At 73.0% G+C, this 15,804-nt stretch carries 16 protein-coding genes; 7 read left to right on the top strand and 9 right to left on the bottom strand.

The window, feature by feature from the left end:
- Nucleotides 1–166: 166 nt before the first annotated feature.
- Entirely contained in the window at nt 167–1,765 is a 1,599-nt protein-coding gene (locus ACIQWA_RS04570) for a M4 family metallopeptidase (RefSeq protein ID WP_402479652.1), read from the top strand.
- 230 nt (nt 1,766–1,995) lie between these two features.
- Here the strand turns inward: ACIQWA_RS04570 and ACIQWA_RS04565 are convergent, their stop codons facing one another.
- Together ACIQWA_RS04565 and ACIQWA_RS04560 are read right to left on the bottom strand one after the other, a co-directional pair.
- The gene (locus ACIQWA_RS04565) at nt 1,996–2,388 is read right to left on the bottom strand and encodes a VOC family protein (protein WP_360229782.1); all 393 of its coding nucleotides are present in this window, start codon (nt 2,386–2,388) and stop codon (nt 1,996–1,998) included.
- 74 nt (nt 2,389–2,462) lie between these two features.
- Nucleotides 2,463–2,894 carry a winged helix-turn-helix transcriptional regulator gene (locus tag ACIQWA_RS04560; RefSeq protein WP_402478078.1) on the bottom strand — a complete coding sequence of 144 codons (432 nt, stop codon included), beginning with the start codon at nt 2,892–2,894 and terminating at the stop codon, nt 2,463–2,465.
- A 97-nt stretch (nt 2,895–2,991) separates the two neighbouring features.
- Here ACIQWA_RS04560 and ACIQWA_RS04555 point away from each other — a divergent pair, with 97 nt between their 5' ends.
- Nucleotides 2,992–3,651, top strand: a complete 660-nt coding sequence (locus tag ACIQWA_RS04555; protein WP_402478075.1) for an NADPH-dependent F420 reductase — start codon at nt 2,992–2,994, stop codon at nt 3,649–3,651.
- Nucleotides 3,652–3,809: 158 nt separating this feature from the next.
- Here ACIQWA_RS04555 and ACIQWA_RS04550 read toward each other — a convergent pair whose 3' ends face one another.
- Together ACIQWA_RS04550 and ACIQWA_RS04545 are read right to left on the bottom strand one after the other, a co-directional pair.
- On the bottom strand, nt 3,810–4,805 hold the full coding sequence (locus tag ACIQWA_RS04550; RefSeq protein WP_402478072.1) for an ABC transporter substrate-binding protein: 996 nt from the start codon (nt 4,803–4,805) through the stop codon (nt 3,810–3,812).
- A gap of 58 nt (nt 4,806–4,863) precedes the next feature.
- Nucleotides 4,864–5,652, bottom strand: coding sequence for a MerR family transcriptional regulator (locus ACIQWA_RS04545; protein WP_402478069.1), 789 nt, complete (start codon nt 5,650–5,652; stop codon nt 4,864–4,866).
- Between the two features lie 225 nt (nt 5,653–5,877).
- Here ACIQWA_RS04545 and ACIQWA_RS04540 point away from each other — a divergent pair, with 225 nt between their 5' ends.
- The 3 genes from ACIQWA_RS04540 to ACIQWA_RS04530 are packed head-to-tail and all read left to right on the top strand — an operon-like array spanning nt 5,878 to nt 9,388.
- Nucleotides 5,878–7,464, top strand: a complete 1,587-nt coding sequence (locus tag ACIQWA_RS04540) for a flavin-containing monooxygenase (protein WP_402478067.1) — start codon at nt 5,878–5,880, stop codon at nt 7,462–7,464.
- Nucleotides 7,461–8,486 carry an alpha/beta fold hydrolase gene (locus ACIQWA_RS04535; RefSeq protein ID WP_402478064.1) on the top strand — a complete coding sequence of 342 codons (1,026 nt, stop codon included), beginning with the start codon at nt 7,461–7,463 and terminating at the stop codon, nt 8,484–8,486. Before ACIQWA_RS04540 ends, ACIQWA_RS04535 begins: the two co-directional genes overlap by 4 nt.
- Nucleotides 8,483–9,388, top strand: coding sequence for an SDR family oxidoreductase (locus ACIQWA_RS04530; RefSeq protein WP_402478061.1), 906 nt, complete (start codon nt 8,483–8,485; stop codon nt 9,386–9,388). The genes ACIQWA_RS04535 and ACIQWA_RS04530 overlap by 4 nt, the downstream gene beginning before the upstream one ends.
- Before the next feature lie 121 nt (nt 9,389–9,509).
- On the opposite strand, the gene ACIQWA_RS04525 is transcribed toward ACIQWA_RS04530, so the two are convergent.
- Nucleotides 9,510–10,844: a PLP-dependent aminotransferase family protein gene (locus ACIQWA_RS04525; RefSeq protein WP_402478059.1), complete on the bottom strand. Its 1,335-nt coding sequence runs from the start codon at nt 10,842–10,844 to the stop codon at nt 9,510–9,512.
- 156 nt (nt 10,845–11,000) lie between these two features.
- On the opposite strand from ACIQWA_RS04525, the gene ACIQWA_RS04520 reads away from it, so the two are divergent.
- Complete coding sequence (locus tag ACIQWA_RS04520; RefSeq protein ID WP_402478057.1) at nt 11,001–11,690, top strand: LysE family translocator; 690 nt, start codon at nt 11,001–11,003, stop codon at nt 11,688–11,690.
- Here ACIQWA_RS04520 and ACIQWA_RS04515 read toward each other — a convergent pair.
- The 4 genes from ACIQWA_RS04515 to ACIQWA_RS04500 all read right to left on the bottom strand — a co-directional run bounded on the left by ACIQWA_RS04515 (nt 11,687) and on the right by ACIQWA_RS04500 (nt 14,721).
- A complete protein-coding gene (locus tag ACIQWA_RS04515) occupies nt 11,687–12,715 on the bottom strand; it encodes a serine hydrolase domain-containing protein (protein ID WP_402478055.1) in 1,029 nt (342 codons plus the stop codon). The genes ACIQWA_RS04520 and ACIQWA_RS04515 overlap by 4 nt on opposite strands.
- Entirely contained in the window at nt 12,712–13,662 is a 951-nt protein-coding gene (locus tag ACIQWA_RS04510) for a DUF6895 family protein (protein WP_402478052.1), read from the bottom strand. The genes ACIQWA_RS04515 and ACIQWA_RS04510 overlap by 4 nt, the downstream gene beginning before the upstream one ends.
- Nucleotides 13,659–14,378 carry a hypothetical protein gene (locus ACIQWA_RS04505; RefSeq protein WP_402478049.1) on the bottom strand — a complete coding sequence of 240 codons (720 nt, stop codon included), beginning with the start codon at nt 14,376–14,378 and terminating at the stop codon, nt 13,659–13,661. Before ACIQWA_RS04505 ends, ACIQWA_RS04510 begins: the two co-directional genes overlap by 4 nt.
- A gap of 136 nt (nt 14,379–14,514) precedes the next feature.
- Nucleotides 14,515–14,721, bottom strand: a complete 207-nt coding sequence (locus tag ACIQWA_RS04500; RefSeq protein ID WP_360229756.1) for a hypothetical protein — start codon at nt 14,719–14,721, stop codon at nt 14,515–14,517.
- Between the two features lie 154 nt (nt 14,722–14,875).
- Here ACIQWA_RS04500 and ACIQWA_RS04495 point away from each other — a divergent pair, with 154 nt between their 5' ends.
- On the top strand, nt 14,876–15,649 hold the full coding sequence (locus tag ACIQWA_RS04495) for an SDR family NAD(P)-dependent oxidoreductase (protein WP_402478046.1): 774 nt from the start codon (nt 14,876–14,878) through the stop codon (nt 15,647–15,649).
- The last annotated feature ends 155 nt before the right edge of the window (nt 15,650–15,804 follow it).

Genomic DNA, 15,804 nt, shown 5'->3' with positions numbered 1-15,804 from the left:
GCCGCTCGACCGCACGGGGTTCCTGCACGTCAGCGCCCGCTCCGCCCCACAGGTGCCGACCCCGGCCCCCGGAGCGCGGCGCGACCGCGCCCAGACGCGGTTTCCCGGAAGGACTCTTACGTTGAAGCGTAAGCTCGCCGCTGTCGCCGTGCTTTCGGCCACGGCCATGCTGACCGGTGTCATCCAGGTGGCCACCACCGCCGCCCAGGCCGCCCCCGCGTCCCCGTCGCTGCAGGCACAGGCCGCCTCGCAGCACGCGGCCGTGCTCGCCGTGGCCAACGGCCAGTCCACCCCGCTCGCCCAGGCGCTCGGCCTCGGCGGCGAGGAGAAGCTGGTGGCCAAGGACGCCGTCGTCGACCAGGACGGCACCCGTCACCTGCGCTTCGAGCGCACCTACGCGGGCCTCCCGGTGATCGGCGGCGACCTGGTCGTCCACCAGAAGGCCGGCGGCGCCGTGAAGTCGGTGGACAAGGCCGTCTCCGCCCGGATCGCGCTGCCGAGCCTGACCCCGAAGATCCCCGCGGACAAGGCCGCCGACCAGGCCTCCGGCACGGTCAAGGCCACCATCGGCCAGACCATCGACTCCGACGAGTCCCCGATCGCCGACGTGCACCAGGTCGGCAAGGCCGAGCTGGTCGTCTGGGCCACCGACGGCAACCCGCGCCTGGCCTACCGGACCACCGTCGAGGGCGTGCGCGCCGACGGCACCCCGAGCGCCCAGATCCTGGTCACCGACGCGGCCGACGGCAAGGTCCTCTCCACCCACGAGAAGATCGAGACCGCCGCCGGCACCGGCAACGGCATCTTCGTCGGCCAGGTCCCCCTCGACACCAACGAGAACGGCTCGCAGTTCGAGCTCAAGGACACCAGCCGCGGCGGCCAGTCCACCACGGACATGAACAACAGCGCGTCGGGCAGCGGGTCGCTGTTCGCCAACCCCAGCAACAGCTTCGGCGACGGCACCAACAACAGCCGCGAATCCGCCGCCGTGGACGCCCAGTTCGGCGCCGCCACCACCTGGGACTTCTACAAGAACACCTTCAGCCGCAACGGCATCCGCAACGACGGCGTCGGCGCCCTCAGCCGGGTGCACTACGGCTCCAACTACGTCAACGCGTTCTGGAGCGACGACTGCTTCTGCATGTCGTACGGCGACGGCAGCAACAACAGCGCGCCGCTCACCGAGATCGACGTGGCCGGCCACGAGATGACCCACGGCGTCACCGCGGCGACCGCCAGCCTGAACTACTCGGGCGAGTCCGGCGGCCTCAACGAGGCCACCTCCGACATCATGGGCACCATGGTGGAGTGGTACGCCAACCTGCCCTCCAACCCGCCGAACTACCAGATCGGCGAGCTGATCAACCTGCGCGGCGACGGCAGCCCGCTCCGCTACATGGACCAGCCCAGCAAGGACGGCTCCTCGGCCGACTACTGGGACGCCAACGTCGGCAACCTGGACGTGCACTACTCGTCCGGTGTGGCGAACCACTTCTTCTACCTGCTGTCCGAGGGCAGCGGCGCGAAGACGATCAACGGATTCAACTACAACAGCCCGACGGCGGACGGCTCCTCGCTCGCCGGCATCGGCCGGGACAAGGCCGCGCAGATCTGGTACCGGGCGCTGACCGTGTACTTCACCTCGACGACCGACTACGCGGGCGCCCGTGCGGCCACCCTGAGCGCGGCGTCGGACCTGTACGGCGCGAACAGTGCCGAGTACAACGCGGTGGCGGCCACCTGGACCGCGGTCAACGTCAACTGACCCGGGCCTGAACCGGGTCGGGCCTGAGTTGGGCAGGCCCGGCCCGGGGCGCGTCCGAGCAGGGCCCGGTCGGACTGTGGGTGCCGAACGGCCGGGTCGGACGGCGGGGGCGACGGTGTGCGGACCACCGTCGCCCCCGCCGTCGTGCGCGTCTGGCGTGTCATGCGCGTCCGGCGCGTCTGGCGGGGCGTGCGCGTCGGGCGTGGCGGGTGGGGCGCGGGGCAGGCGGGTCAGGTGAGGTCCTGGGCGACCTCCCAGACGTGACCCGCCGGGTCGGCGAAGGCGGCCGTCCGGCGGCCCCACGGGCGGTCCACCGGGCCGTTGAGCAACGCGACGCCGCGCTCTGCCAGTTGGGCGCAGACCGCGTCCACGTCCGGGACCCGGACGGTGAGCAGCGCCCGCACCCCCACGGCGGGCGCTGCCACCGGCGCGGGCTCCACCAGCTCGGGCGCCTGGTCCGCCGCCAGCAGGTTGAGCAGCAGGTTCCGCAGTCGGAGGACGGCCGAGGCGTCGTCCTCGTGGACCACCGGCAGGCCGAAGACCTCCTGGTAGAAGGCCTTCGCGGCGGGGACGTCCGCCACGAAGAGGGTGAGGACTTCCAGTTCGTCCAGATCGGTGTGCACGGGTGCCTCCGGTTGTCGTGGGTGCACGAGGAGGATGGCACGCGGGACCGACACCGGGCTCAGCTGACGTACCGTCAATTGGCTTTGTCTTCGTACCTCTCCTGGGCGGCGAGGACGGCGTCCGCGTGGGTCTCTGCCCAGGCGCCGAGGGCGCGGATCGGGTCGAGCAGGGCGGTGCCCGCATCGGTCAGGGCGTAGTCGACGCGCGGCGGGGCCTCGGCGTAACGGTGGCGCTCCACCAGGCCGTTGTACTCCAGTCGCCGCAGCGTTTCGTTGAGCACCTTCGGGCTGAGGCCGCCGATCCGGTCCAGCAGGGTGCGCGGGCGCATCGGTCCGCCCTCGCCGAGGACGTACAGCACCACGCTGTCCCAACGGTTGGCGATCACCTCGAAGGCCAGTCGGGCACGGCAGTCCGCGGCGAACCCCGCATCGCCGCCCGGGGCGCTGCCCGGCCCGTCGCCCGGCCCGCCGCCCGATCGCTCGTCGCTGACGCCCTCGTTCCGCATGGGTCCATCCTGCCCTGTCCGTTGCCTACCCGGCGGTGTGCATCGACCCGGCTAGCGTCCGGGCACGGCATTTCACGTGACGAGGAGTGGATGGACCATGCGGATCGGCATTCTCGGTACCGGCGCCATGGCGGGCGCACTGGGCGGGGCGTGGGTACGGGCCGGGCGCGAGGTGGTGGTGGGTGGTCGGGAGGCGGCGGCGGCACGGAAGCTCGCCGGGGCGATCGGGGCCGCGGGCGGCGGCGAACCCGTGGAGGCGGCGCGGTTCGGGCAGGCGGTGCTGGTCGCGCTTCCGGCCGGGGTGGCGGAGCCGGTGGTCGCGTCGCTGGCGGACGAACTGGCCGGACGGGTCCTGTTGGACTGCACCGTCCCGATGGCCCCGGGCCCGGACGGGCCGGCGCTGACCACGGCGGGGGCCGCCGACTCCATGGCCCGGCGGCTCGCCTCGGTGGCCCCGGCGGCGCGGGTGGTGAAGGCGTTCGGCGTCTGCCACGAGAGCATCTGGTCGCTGCCACGGCCCCGCTTCGAGGGGGCGCCGCTCGGCGTCCCGTACTGCGCGGACGATCGATCGGCTGCGGCCCTGACCGCCGAGCTGGTGGCTTCGATGGGCTGCACGCCGGTGCACTGCGGCGGCCTGGACCGGGCGGGGCTGCTGGAGGCGACGGCGGTGTTCGCGATCGGTGTCTGGTGGGCGGGCGGCGAGGCCCGGCACGTCTTCCCGTCGCCCGCGCTGGCGCCGGGGGCGGTGGACGGCTGACGGGGCCGGCCGATGACGGCTGACAAGTAGCAGCGAACAGATCACAGCGAACAGATAACAGATTTCAACATCTGTTATCTGAAATCTGTTCGCTGTGATCTGTGATCTGTCAGCCGTCAGCCGTCGGCTGTGAACTGTCACCCCTCACCCGCCGGCCGTCACGCCAGGTCCTTGCGGATCTGGTCCAGGATCAGCCCGGCCCCGGTGTAGCCGATGCCGAGCATCCAGAGGCTGTCGTCCACCTGGTACACCCGGCCGTTGCGGACGGCGTCGATGTTCTTCCACAGCGCTCCCTCGGTGATCTGGGTCCGGTCGGACTTCGCCGGGTCCCCGTACACCGAGTAGAAGATGACGTCGGCCGCCGCCTGGTCCACCTGCTCGGGGCTGATCTCCAGCGAGAACCCCGGCTTGCCCTGGTTGGCCGGGCGGCCGAGCCCGAGGTCCTTGAACAGCGAGCCGACGAAGGTGTCGTCGAGGTAGAGCCGGGTGGGCGCGCCGGCCAGGAAGCGGGCCATCTCGACCCGGGTGGCCGCCGCCTTGGCCGGCCCGCCCAGTGCTGTCACGAGGTCCCGCACCTTGGCCCGGTACGCCGCGTCCGCCGCCTCGGCCTCGGCCCCGCGGCCCATCGCCTCGGCGTGCAGCCGGACGTTCTCCTTCCAGGTCGGGCCGGTGGTCCTGGACAGTACGGTCGGAGCGATCCTGGACAGCTGGTCGTACCGCTTGTCGTCGCGGACCTGGTTGCTGAGGATGAGATCGGGCCGCAGCGCCGCGATCGCCTCCAGGTTCGGCTGGCCGATCGTGCCGACCGCCTTCGTCCCGGCCAGCCGCTCGGAGGGGAGGTACCCGGGGAAGGGCGCGCCCTCGCTGACGGTGGTGGCGCCGACCGGGCTCAGTCCGAGGGTGACCGCCGAGTCGAGGGCGTCCGTGTCCAGCGCCACCACCCGCGCGGCCCGGTCCGGTACGGTGCTCGTGCCGCGCGCGTGCTGGACGGTCCGGGTGCCGCCGGAGCCCGTCGAACCGCCGCCGGGCGTGGGGGAGTCGGCCCCGCAGGCGGCGAGCAGGAGGCCGGGGGCGAGCCCGGTGGCGAGGCCGAGTGCCGCGCGGCGACTGAGAGTTCGACGATCGGGGGTTCGACGGCCGAGGGTGCGGGGCATCGGCGGCTCCTCAACGGACTGACGGGGCGCGGAAATCCCTGCCCGCCCAGCCGCCCCGCTACGCCTCGGAGCCGTACTCCCGTCGCTGGCGCAGCAGTTCGGCGTACTCGGCACGCACCCGGCGGTCCATCGCGAGGGTGAACTGCGCGTCGGCGACGGTGCGGGCGAGCGGCCGTACCCGCAGGATGCGTTCGGTGAGCTTGGCCGCCTCGCCCGGCGCCAGCGGGGTGTCGGCGGAGAGCACGCTCAGCAGGTGGTCGCTGACCACCTCGATGAAGATCTCGGCGATGGCGTCGACGTGCTCCCGGGTGCGCCGGCTGGCGTCCAGTACGGCCGAGAGCGGTACACCCTCGGCGACCAGCTCGGTGGTGGCGTCCATCAGCCGGCGGCTGACGTGGGTGATCCCGTCCTCCTCGACCGTGATGTAGCCCTGGGCGATCGATTCGGCGGTGTTCTCCTCGGTGAGCTGGTCCCCGAAGGCGGCCTTGAGCTCGTCCCACTCCAGGCGCACCGGGGTCTCGTCCGACCAGGGGGCGACGATCGCGGCTTCGAGCCCGATCAGCTCCGCGACATCCCGCCCGCTCTCGCCGGCGCCGATCAGTTCGGCGATCCCGCCCAGGGTGTGGCCGCGGTCGAGCAGTTCGCCGATCATTCGCAGCCGGGTCAGGTGCTCCTCGCCGTACCAGGCGATCCGGCCCTCCTTGCGGGGCGGTTGGAGCAGTTTGCGCTCACGGTAGAAGCGCAGGGTGCGGGTGGTGATCCCGGCCGCTTCGGCCAGTTCCTCCACCCGGTACTCGCGTTTTCTGTCGTCCGCAGCAGCTCTGACCTTGTCCACGGCGATCAGCATAGGTCCGTCAGGTCGGCGGCGGGCCCTCCGGGAATTCCGGGGACTTCCGGTGGATCCGGGCTGTCGTGCTTCTTCCATCCGGTGTCAGCAAGGACTACCCTGCCCACCATGCCAGTGATTACTGGCGCGATCGGCAGGGCTCCGGGGCGCGGCCCCGGAGGTTTCCGAGGGCGCCGCCCCCGGAAGAGCGTGAAGACCACCGCCCCACCCTCAGGAGGAGGCCGCATGGCATCCAGCAGCAAGCGCCCCCGCCCCGGCGCGACCACGGCGCCCGACCCCGGCGCCGCAGCGGAGGCCGTACCGCACGTGCGGGTGGCGGTGATCGGCTCCGGCTTCGGCGGCCTCGGTGCGGCCGTCCGGCTGCGCCGCGCCGGCATCACCGACTTCGTCGTGCTGGAGCGCGCGGACTCGGTCGGCGGCACCTGGCGCGACAACAGCTACCCCGGCTGCGCCTGCGACGTACCCTCGCACCTCTACTCCTTCTCCTTCGCGCCCAACCCCGACTGGCCGCGCAGCTTCTCCGGCCAGCCCGACATCCGCGCCTACCTGGAGAAGGTCGCCACCGTCTTCGGAATCCGCCCCCACCTGCGCTTCAACGCCGAGGTGCTGGAGGCCCGTTGGGAGGCCGAGCGGACCCGCTGGCGGATCACCACCTCGGCCGGCCAGTGGACCGCCGACGCCGTCGTCTCCGCCGCCGGACCGCTCGCCGACCCGCAGATCCCCGACCTGCCCGGCCTGAGCACCTTCCCCGGCAAGGTCTTCCACTCCTCCCGCTGGGACCACGACTTCGACCTGACCGGCAAGCGCGTGGCGATGGTCGGTACCGGCGCCTCCGCCGCCCAGATCATCCCGTCGATCCAGCCGAAGGTCGGCAAGCTGACCGTCTTCCAGCGCACCCCCGCCTGGGTCCTGCCGCGACGCGACCGCGAGATCAGCCAGCTGGAGAAGTGGCTGCACGGCCGGCTGCCGGTCACCGCCAGGATCCGCCGCGGCACCCTGTTCGCGCTCCGCGAGCTGCAGGTCGACGCCTTCGTGCGCCGCCCCGGGCTGCTGCGGGTCGTCCAGCAGCTCGCCGAGCGCCACATCGCCCAGGGCGTCGCCGACCCCGCGCTGCGCGCCAGGCTCACCCCGGACTACCGGATCGGCTGCAAGCGCATCCTGCTCAGCAACACGTACTACCCGGCGCTCGCCGCGGCCAACACCGAGGTCGTCTCCTCCGGCCTGCGCGAACTGCGCGGCTCCACCCTGGTGGCCGCCGACGGCAGCGAGCGCGAGGTCGACGCGATCGTCTTCGGTACCGGCTTCCACGTCACCGACATGCCCATCGGTGCCCGGGTGTTCGGGGTGAACGGGACCAGTCTGGCGGAGGAGTGGAAGGACGGCATGGAGGCCCTGCGCGGCTCGGCCGTGCACGGCTTCCCCAACCTCTTCTTCGTGATCGGCCCCAACACCGGCCTCGGCAACAGCTCGATGATCCTCATGATCGAGTCCCAACTGAACTACATGATCGACGCGTTGACCACTCTCGACACGGTGGGCGCCGCCGCCATGCAGCCCACCGTCCGCGCCCAGCGGCAGTGGAACCTGGAACTCCAGCACCGGATGGACCGCACCGTCTGGACCACCGGCGGCTGCCGCAGCTGGTACCTGGACCCGAACGGCAAGAACACCGTGCTCTGGCCCGGCTCCACGACCTCCTTCCGCCGCGCCACCCGCAAGGTCGACCTGGGCGAGTACGAGCTGATCATGCGCACCGAACCGAGCACCGCCCGTCCCGTCGCTTCCACCGCCGCCCAGGAGGCCACCGCATGAGTGCCGTCCAACTGCCCGCCGAGTACGTTCCGCCCACGCCCGTAGAGGAGTTGAGCATCCGGTCGGCGGACGGCATCCGGCTGCACGCCGAGGTGCACGGCCAACCCGGCGCGCCCACCGTGGTGCTGTCCCACGGCTGGACCTGCTCGACCGCCTTCTGGGCCCCGGTGATCCGCGAACTCTCCGACCGCTACCGGGTGGTGGCCTACGACCAGCGCGGCCACGGGCAGAGCGAGATCCCGCCCAGCCGGGCCCGCTACTCCACCCGGGCGCTCGCCGAGGACCTGGCCGCCGTGCTCGCGCGGACCGTCCCGGCGGGGGAACGGGCCGTACTGGCCGGGCACAGCATGGGCGGCATGACCATCATGGCCGCCGGCGGCCGCCCCGAGGTCGCCGAGCGCACCGCCGCGAACGTCCTGATCTCCACCGGTCCGGCCGACCTGGTCGCCGAACTCACCGTCCTGCCGGACGGCGTGCGCGCCCCGGGTCTGCGGCGCTTCCTGCACCGGCAGCTGCTGCGCTCCCGGTTGCCGCTCGGGCCGGTCTCGGGAGTGAGCCGGGCCGCGCTCAAGTACGCGACCATGGGGCCGAGTTCACCTGCCGGACAGGTCGAGGCGACGGCCCGGATCGTGCACGCCTGCCCGACCGCGGTCCGCTACCACTGGGCCGGGGTGCTCGACCGGCTGGACGTACGGGCCGGGCTCGGCCGGACCACCGCCCCCACCGCCGTGGTGGTGGGCACCGCCGACCGGCTCACCCCGCCGGTGCACGCCCACCGGATGGTCGCCGAACTCGCCGACCCACAGGGATTGTTGCTGCTTCCCGGGGTCGGTCACATGGCGCCGCTGGAGCGCCCGGCGGAGGTCGCGGCCGAGATCCACCGGATGGCCTGCGCCCATCTGGCGGGCGCGCCCACCGAGACCGTTTCCGTCCCTGCTGCTGCCTCCGCTCCTGCTCCTGCCTCCGCTCCCGCCTCCGCCCCTGCCGTCGACCCCGCCGTCGAGAGGACCACCGTCGCATGAACGCCATCCCGCCGCTGTCCGCGCAGGTCGTGGTGGTCACCGGGGCCGCCCGTGGGGTCGGTGCCTCGCTGGCCCGGAAGCTGGCCCGACGTGGGGCCAAGGTCGCTCTACTGGGCCTGGAACCCGAGGAGTTGAAGGCCGTCGCGGCGCAGTGCGGCGCCGACGCGACCGCCTGGGAGGTGGACGTCACCGACCTGGAGGCGCTCGGCGCCACCGCCGAGCGGATCAAGGAGCACTACGGGCGGATCGACACCGTGGTCGCCAATGCCGGGATCGCGATCGGTGGACCGCTCGCCGACAGCGACCACCGGGCGTTCAGTCGGGTGATCGAGGTCAATCTGCTGGGCAGTGTCGCCACCGCGCGGGCCTTCCTGCCGGCCCTCACCGAGAGCCGCGGCTACCTGCTGCAGATCGCCTCGCTCGCCGCACTCACCCCGGCGCCGCTGATGAGCGCCTACTGCGCCAGCAAGTCCGGGGTGGAGGCCTTCGCCCACTCGATCCGCGCCGAGGTCGCCTACCAGGGGGTCAAGGTCGGTGTGGGGTACCTGAGTTGGACCGACACGGACATGGTGCGCGGTGCCGACGAGGATGCCGTGCTCAAGCAGATGCGCAGCCGGCTGCCGTGGCCGGCCAACAAGACGTACCCGCTGGAGCCGGCCGTGGACCGGATCGTCGCCGGGATCGCCCGGCGCTCCGCCCATGTGTACGCCCAGGCATGGCTGCGCGGGATGCAGCCGGTGCGCTGGCTGCTGCCGAGCCTGATCGCCGTGGTCGGCTCCCGCGACGTCGCCAAGCTCGCCCCGCAGCTCGCGGCCACCGCCGCCTCCCGCCTGCGCGCGGTCGGGGCCGGCGGCGCGGCCGACACTGCGGCGCGGAGGGAACGGACGGGGGCGGGGGACTGACGGCGGGCGGACGAGGGGCGGCGCGTGACAGCTGACAGATGACGGATTTCAGATAACAGATAACAACTTTCGAAATCTGTCCGCTGTTATCTGTCAGCTGTTATCTGTTACCTGTTAGTTGTCACCCGCCACCCGCGATCCCCGCCAGCACCCCCAGCGCCCACCCCAGCACCGGCAACGGCGGCGAGGCCAGCCCCACCCGCACCGCGGACGGGGTGCTCCGCGGGTCCACCGCGAAGGCGGCCGCGGGTGTGACCGAGATGCCCGCCCGGGCGGCTGCGGCGACGAAGGTCTCCGCCCGCCAGGCCCCCGGCAGTTCCCACCACAGGTAGTACGAGCACGGGTCTGCCCGCAGCCGCTGCCCGGGGAGCATCTCCCGGGCCAGCGCCTGCCGGGCGGTCGCGTCCGCGCGCTTCGCCGCCGCCACCGCGGTCGGCGTCCCGTCCCCGATCCAGCGCACCGCCGCCTCCAGCGCGAAGCCGTTCGGCGTCCACCCGCCCGCCCGCAGGGCCGCCGCGACCCGCTCGCGCAGCCCGTCCGGGACGACCGCGACCCCGGTGGTCAGTCCGGGGGCGAGCCGCTTGGAGAGGCTGTCGACCAGCACCGTCCGCTCGGGCGCCAGCGCGGCGAGCGGAGCCGACCCGGGCCGCAGGAAGGACCAGATCGCGTCCTCGACCACCGGCAGGTCCAGTCGGCGCAGCTCCCCGGCCAGAGCCGCCGCCCGCTCGGGCGGCAGGCTGGTGCCGAGCGGGTTGTGCAGCCGGGGCTGGACGTACACCGCGCTCAGCGGCGCCGCGCGGTGGGCCGCCACCAGGGCGTCGGGCCGCAGCCCGTGCTCGTCGACCGCGAGCGGCACCAGCCGGATGCCCAACTGCCCGGCCACGGCCTTGACCACCGGGTACGTCAGCGCCTCGACCCCCAGCCGCTGCCCGGGCGGCACCAGCGCGGCGAGCGCCCCCGCGACCGCCTGCCGCCCGTTGCCCGCGAACAGCAGCTCCCGCGGGTCGGCGCCCCAGCCGCCCGCATCCGTCGACAGCAGTTCCGCGAAGGCCCGCCGGGCGGCCGCCGTCCCCGCCGCGCCAACCGGCCGCAGCGCCTCGCCCAGCGCGTCCGCCCGCAGCAGCGGTGCCAGGGCGGCGGCCAGCAGTTCGGACTGTCCGGGCGCGGTGGGGTAGTTGAGCTCCAGGTCGATCGGCGCGTCGGCCGGTTCGGCGAGCGGGATCCGTCCGTCGTCCGCCGCCGTACCGCGCCCGGCCCGGACGAAGGTGCCCCGCCCGACCTCGCCGACGGTCAGCCCGCGCCGGGCCAGCTCGCGGTAGACCCGGCCCGCGGTCGAGGCGGCGATGCCCCGGCTGCGGGCGAAGGCCCGCTGGGTGGGAAGCTGCTGCCCGGGTCGCAGCCGCCCGGCCGTGATGTCGGCGGCGACCCGGTCCGCGATCAGGTGGTAGTCGTCCATCCGTCTCCGAGCCCCTTCTTCGCGCCCAGGGGGCATTGCACCGAGCAGAGACGCACCGAGCATGGATACACCGCGCATCGATTGCGCCGGGCAGACATTGCACCGAGCGCAAAGCCATCATTGCATCGATCGGGATCCGCGCCCTAGCCTCCTCGCATGGACGAGCTGGACACGCTGGACACGCTGGACACGTTGACATCCGCAGTGGACGGCCACGCCGTGCTCGGCATCGCCGCCGTGGCGCTGGGCATGGCGCTGTCCCCGGGGCCGAACATGATCTACCTGGTGTCGCGCTCGATATCCCAGGGCCGCCGGGCCGGCCTGGTCTCGCTGACCGGCGTGGCGACCGGCTTCCTGGTCTACCTGGTCGCCGTGACGGCCGGAGTGGCCGCGGTCTTCTCGGTCGTCCCCGCCCTCTACACCGGGATCAAGCTGGCCGGTGTCGGCTACCTGCTCTGGCTGGCCTGGAAGGCGGTCAAGCCCGGCGGCACGGCGGTGTTCGCCCCGCAGCAGCTGCCGCCGGACCCGCCGCGCCGCCTGTTCGCGATGGGCTTCCTGACCTGCCTGCTCAACCCCAAGATCGCCATCATGTACGTCTCACTGCTGCCCCAGTTCGTGGCGCCCGAGCGCGGGCACGTCGCCCTGCAGAGCCTGGTGCTGGGCCTGGTCCAGATCGTGATCGCGGTCGGCGTGAACGGCCTGATCGCGATGACCGCGGGCGGCATCGCGGGTTTCCTCGGCCGCCGCCCGGCCTGGCTGCGCGTCCAGCGGTACGTGATGGGCACGGTGCTCGCCGGTCTCGCGGTGCACATCGCCGCCGACCGGGCCAAGGCGGTGGCCGTCTAGCCGGCGCGGCTCACGGCCCGCAGCACCTCGTACCCGGCCTGCACGAACCGTCCGTTCAGTGCCGGCCCGGTGTTGGCCAGTGCGGCTACGGCGGCCGATCCCTCCGGTGAGAATCCGACGAAGGCGGTGAACCCCCGGGTGCCACCGGAGTGGAAGTAGAGGTCCCGGTCGCCCGAGCGGCGGTGCATCCAGACCAGGCCGATCCGGTCGGTCGAGTGCGGCAGCCGCAGTCTCGAGCGCTGGACGTCTCGCGCTGCTGCCCCCAACTCGCCTTCTGCTCCGTCGAGATGGAGCCTCAGATAGCGCAGCAGGTCGGCCCCGCCGGCCCGTACCGCGCCGGCTCCCGGGAGTCCGGGGATCCGCCAGGGCGGTAGTGCCCGCCCGCGCCGGTGTCCGACGGCCCGCCCCGGTGTGTTCGGTGCGCAGCCCGTGGAGCGCAGCCCCAACGGTCGGCAGATCCGTTCGGCGAGCAGCTGCTCGTACGGGATCCCGGCAGTCTCGGCGAGCGCCCGGCCGAGGAGCGCGACCCCGTAGTTGGAGTACCTGAACCGGCTGCCCGGTGTCCCGCGTACGGTGGTTCGGGCCAGTCCGTCCCTCAACTGCTCGTCGCCGTAGGCGGCGTAGGGGTTGCTGGACCAGGCCGGCAGGGCGCTCGCGAGCAGCCCCGGCGGTAGGCGGGACAGGCCGGAGGTGTGGGTGGCCAGGTGCAGCAGGCGGATCGGTTCGCTCGAACGGACGCGCGCCGGGCGCCAGTGGCGCGGAAGCCGGTCCTCCACCGGGTCGTCCAGGGCGAGTTCGCCACGCACGGCCATGTCGGCCAGCAGCAGTGCGGTGAAGGTCTTGGTCACCGAGCCGAGTTCGAAGACGGTGTCCGCTGTGCACGGCGGCGCGGTCGGCTCGTGTCCGAGCCGTCCGTGGCAGTGCACCTCCTCCGCCTCCCCGCGTGCCACGGCCACCGTGACGGCGGTGGCGTGCGGTTGGGCAGCCCGGACCGCCGCCGCCACCGCGGCGGCCAGCTCGCTCACCCGGTCACCGGGGTGCCGCCGAGCGCACGCGAGAGCGCCACGGTGGCGGCCACCACCCCGACCACGGCGGTGTGCCCGTGATCGCGGAAGGCGTCCTCCGGGTCGTCGTAGTCGGGCGCCGACCCCTCGCACGGAATCAGGCCGTCCGGCTGCTGGACGGCGGCCAGGGCCTCCCAGCCGATCCGGCCGGTGACGGGCCGGCCGATGCACGAGTCGACGATCAACAGTTCGCCCGCGAGGTCCCACTGCTCGATCTCCAGCCAGATGTCGAGCCAGACCGGCAGCCAGTCGCGCAGGTACTCGCGCATCGGTTCGGGCAGGCACTCGGGCCGGGCGCCCCAGTCGGTGACGTGGAAGACGGTGTGGGTGACGTGGTAGGCGATCAGCCAGGCGATGGTCCACGGTTCGGGGAGGGCGCCGAGCCAGGTGGCCCCGGTGAGCGCGTTCCAGTCCGGACGGTGTTCCAGCCCCGCGATCCGCCGGGCGTTGGCCAGGGCGAGCCGGCGGTTGGCCGGGATCTCGACGGCGTGCACGGAGCGCAGACGGCCGAGCGAGTCGAGCAGTTCCTCCAGTGCGGCGTGGCGGAACCCGGCCCGGGCGAAGTGGCCGTACGTCTCCAGCGGGTCGATGACCGTGACGTGCCGCAGTTGCCGCTCGTACAGCAGCTCGCCGTCCCGGAGTTGGGCCCAGGCGGTTTCGAGGAGCTCGCGCGCGAGCTCGGTGTCGCGTGGGCCGGTGATGCCGTCGCGCATCACGAGCGAGGAGGCCAGGGCGACTTCGCAGAGCGGCTTGTAGACGTCGTTCGGTTCGGCGAGGTCGATGATCGTGTTGTCCTCGAGCCGGCCGTAGCCCTTCCGGTAGCCGTCGTGCAGCCAGGCCAGCGACCGGGAGCCGAGCTGTTGGGCGGTGGCGAGCAGCTGGGTGTCGGTCATCTGGGTGTCGGTCATCGCGGAGCCCCGTTCGACAGGGCCCGGGCTATGGCGAGTTCGAGCCCGGATCGGTCGGTGCCGTCATTGACCTGGTCGATCCGGTCCAGGACGGGCTCGAGCTCCAGTCGCAGCGGCCGGCCGTCGGCCTGCGCCCAGGCGAGCCAGCGGGCGAGTCGGACGGAGGTGGTGGCGTCGCGCCGCAGCATGGCGCGGACGGTGCCGCGGGCGAGGTCGAGCGTGCCCGCCCGGGCGGAGTCGTGCACGGGGCCGTCCAAGCCGGGCAGGGCGAGGACGGACAGTTGTGCCATCCGCGCGGACCAGGTCCGCCAGCCGAGCCGTTCCCGGTCGAACGGGGGCACGGGCGGCGGGGCGGCGGCCCGTGCGCCGTCCCCGTACGGCGTGCGGGCGAGCAGCCGGTCGGCCGCCCAGTCCCGCCAGCCGATGACGAGGGCCGCGTCCTCGGAGGCGGGCGCCGGTGCCGGGAGCGCCCGGCGCGCCTCGGCCAGCAGCGCGGCGGTGGCGGTGTCGGGCTCGGCCCCGGAGATCAACTGCGGGGCGAACACGTCCGCGCCCAGCACTCGTACGGCGGCCAGCACCGGACGGGGAGCGGCGGTGTCGTGGTCCGCGAGCGCGGCCGTGCCCCCGCCGTCCCGGAGGGCGTCGAGGGTACGGCCCGCCACTCGCTCGACCGCCGCGGCGTACTCGTCACGGAGTGGGGTCTCGGCGAACGGCATGGTGTCGTGGTTCTCCTTCGAGACGCTGAACTTACGAGATGCTGAACGTTCGAAACGCTGAACGTTCGAGAGGCTGAGCGCAGGCGCAGGCGCAGGCGCAGGCGCGAGCGCGGGGCCCGGGGGCCTGCGGGCCCGGCTAGCGGGTCGGCTTCTCCTTGGGGCCCTTCGGAGAGAGCAGCAGGAGGCCCGCCAGCAGGGCGGCGCCGGCGGCCTCCGGCAGGTACGTGGGCGCGTCGGACACGACGGCCTCGTCCTCCACCATCAGGCTCGCGAGTGTCTCGGCCTCGGCGAGCGTCGCGCTGCGTGACGCCGAAGCGGTTTCGGTCCGGAACTGAGTAAGCATCAGATGTGCCTCCTCGTCTGGTGTTCATCACCCGGTCGGGCGATGCCCCTGTCCGACACTACGAGCACGAACCGGTGCCTGCATCCGCACCTCGCTGAGCTGGGACGTTGCCCTGGGTGTGGGCGTGGCTGCGGTGAGTCGGTACGGTCTGGGCATGACCACAGCCTTGATCACCGGCGCGACCGCCGGCATCGGAGCCGCGTTCGCGCGCCGGCTCGCCCGTAGCGGCCACCGCCTCGTCCTGGTGGCCCGCGACACCGAGCGCCTGGAGCGGGCGAGCGCGAACCTGCAGCTCAAGTACGGCGCGGAGACGGAGGTGCTGACCGCCGACCTCGCCACCGACGAGGGCATCGCCGCCGTCGAGGCCCGGCTCGCGGACGCCTCGCGCCCGGTGGACCTCCTGATCAACAATGCCGGCTTCGGCAACAAGGGCGCCTTCGGGACCGTCCCGCTCCAGGACGAGCTGGACATGCTCAAGGTGCACATCGAGGCGATCCTGCGGCTGACCACGGCCGCCCTGCCGGGGATGCGCGAGCGCGGCCGGGGCGCGATCGTGAACGTCGCCTCGGTGGCGGCCTTCCTGCCGCGCGGCACGTACGGGGCGAGCAAGGCCTGGGTGGTCAGCTTCACCCAGGGCGTGCTGCGCGACCTCGGCGGGACGGGCGTGCGGATGATGGCGCTCTGCCCGGGCTTCACCCGGACCGAGTTCCACCAGCGGGCGGGCATGGGCACCGGCAACATCCCTTCCTGGTCCTGGCTCTCGGCCGAGCGGGTGGTGGACGAGGCGATGCGTGACCTCGCCCGCGGTCGCTCGGTGTCCGTGCCGGGCAAGCGCTACAAGCTGGCCGTGGCGGTCGCCCGGGTGCTGCCGTCCGGCAAGCTCGGCGGCCTGTCCTCGAAGGCGGCGCGCACGTACCGCACGAACTGAGACGGCTGCACGGACCGGGACGGCCGGACCAACCGCGACGGCGGGATGAACTGAGACGGCCGGGCCAAGGCGGCCGGACGGAGCCGGCTCCAGCGCGAGGGAACAGAGCCACCCCGAGGGAATAGAGTCACCCTCACTATTAGCTTGCCTAACTA

Origin of the sequence: Kitasatospora sp. NPDC098652, from assembly GCF_044760155.1 — a bacterium.
In the GTDB taxonomy this organism is placed as follows: domain Bacteria; phylum Actinomycetota; class Actinomycetes; order Streptomycetales; family Streptomycetaceae; genus Kitasatospora.
Note: the sequence above shows the minus strand (reverse complement) of the source record. Positions and strands in the feature narration are given on the sequence as shown.

Excerpts from the sequence above, each read along its gene's own strand:
- ACIQWA_RS04570 (WP_402479652.1), top strand. The coding sequence starts at position 167 with ATGCTGACCGGTGTCATCCAGGTGGCCACCACCGCCGCCCAGGCCGCC.
- ACIQWA_RS04560 (WP_402478078.1), bottom strand. The coding sequence starts at position 2,894 with ATGCGGAACGAGGGCGTCAGCGACGAGCGATCGGGCGGCGGGCCGGGC.
- ACIQWA_RS04555 (WP_402478075.1), top strand. The coding sequence starts at position 2,992 with ATGCGGATCGGCATTCTCGGTACCGGCGCCATGGCGGGCGCACTGGGC.
- ACIQWA_RS04550 (WP_402478072.1), bottom strand. The coding sequence starts at position 4,805 with ATGCCCCGCACCCTCGGCCGTCGAACCCCCGATCGTCGAACTCTCAGT.
- ACIQWA_RS04545 (WP_402478069.1), bottom strand. The coding sequence starts at position 5,652 with ATGCTGATCGCCGTGGACAAGGTCAGAGCTGCTGCGGACGACAGAAAA.
- ACIQWA_RS04540 (WP_402478067.1), top strand. The coding sequence starts at position 5,878 with ATGGCATCCAGCAGCAAGCGCCCCCGCCCCGGCGCGACCACGGCGCCC.
- ACIQWA_RS04535 (WP_402478064.1), top strand. The coding sequence starts at position 7,461 with ATGAGTGCCGTCCAACTGCCCGCCGAGTACGTTCCGCCCACGCCCGTA.
- ACIQWA_RS04530 (WP_402478061.1), top strand. The coding sequence starts at position 8,483 with ATGAACGCCATCCCGCCGCTGTCCGCGCAGGTCGTGGTGGTCACCGGG.
- ACIQWA_RS04525 (WP_402478059.1), bottom strand. The coding sequence starts at position 10,844 with ATGGACGACTACCACCTGATCGCGGACCGGGTCGCCGCCGACATCACG.
- ACIQWA_RS04520 (WP_402478057.1), top strand. The coding sequence starts at position 11,001 with ATGGACGAGCTGGACACGCTGGACACGCTGGACACGTTGACATCCGCA.
- ACIQWA_RS04510 (WP_402478052.1), bottom strand. The coding sequence starts at position 13,662 with ATGACCGACACCCAGATGACCGACACCCAGCTGCTCGCCACCGCCCAA.
- ACIQWA_RS04505 (WP_402478049.1), bottom strand. The coding sequence starts at position 14,378 with ATGCCGTTCGCCGAGACCCCACTCCGTGACGAGTACGCCGCGGCGGTC.
- ACIQWA_RS04500 (WP_360229756.1), bottom strand. The coding sequence starts at position 14,721 with ATGCTTACTCAGTTCCGGACCGAAACCGCTTCGGCGTCACGCAGCGCG.
- ACIQWA_RS04495 (WP_402478046.1), top strand. The coding sequence starts at position 14,876 with ATGACCACAGCCTTGATCACCGGCGCGACCGCCGGCATCGGAGCCGCG.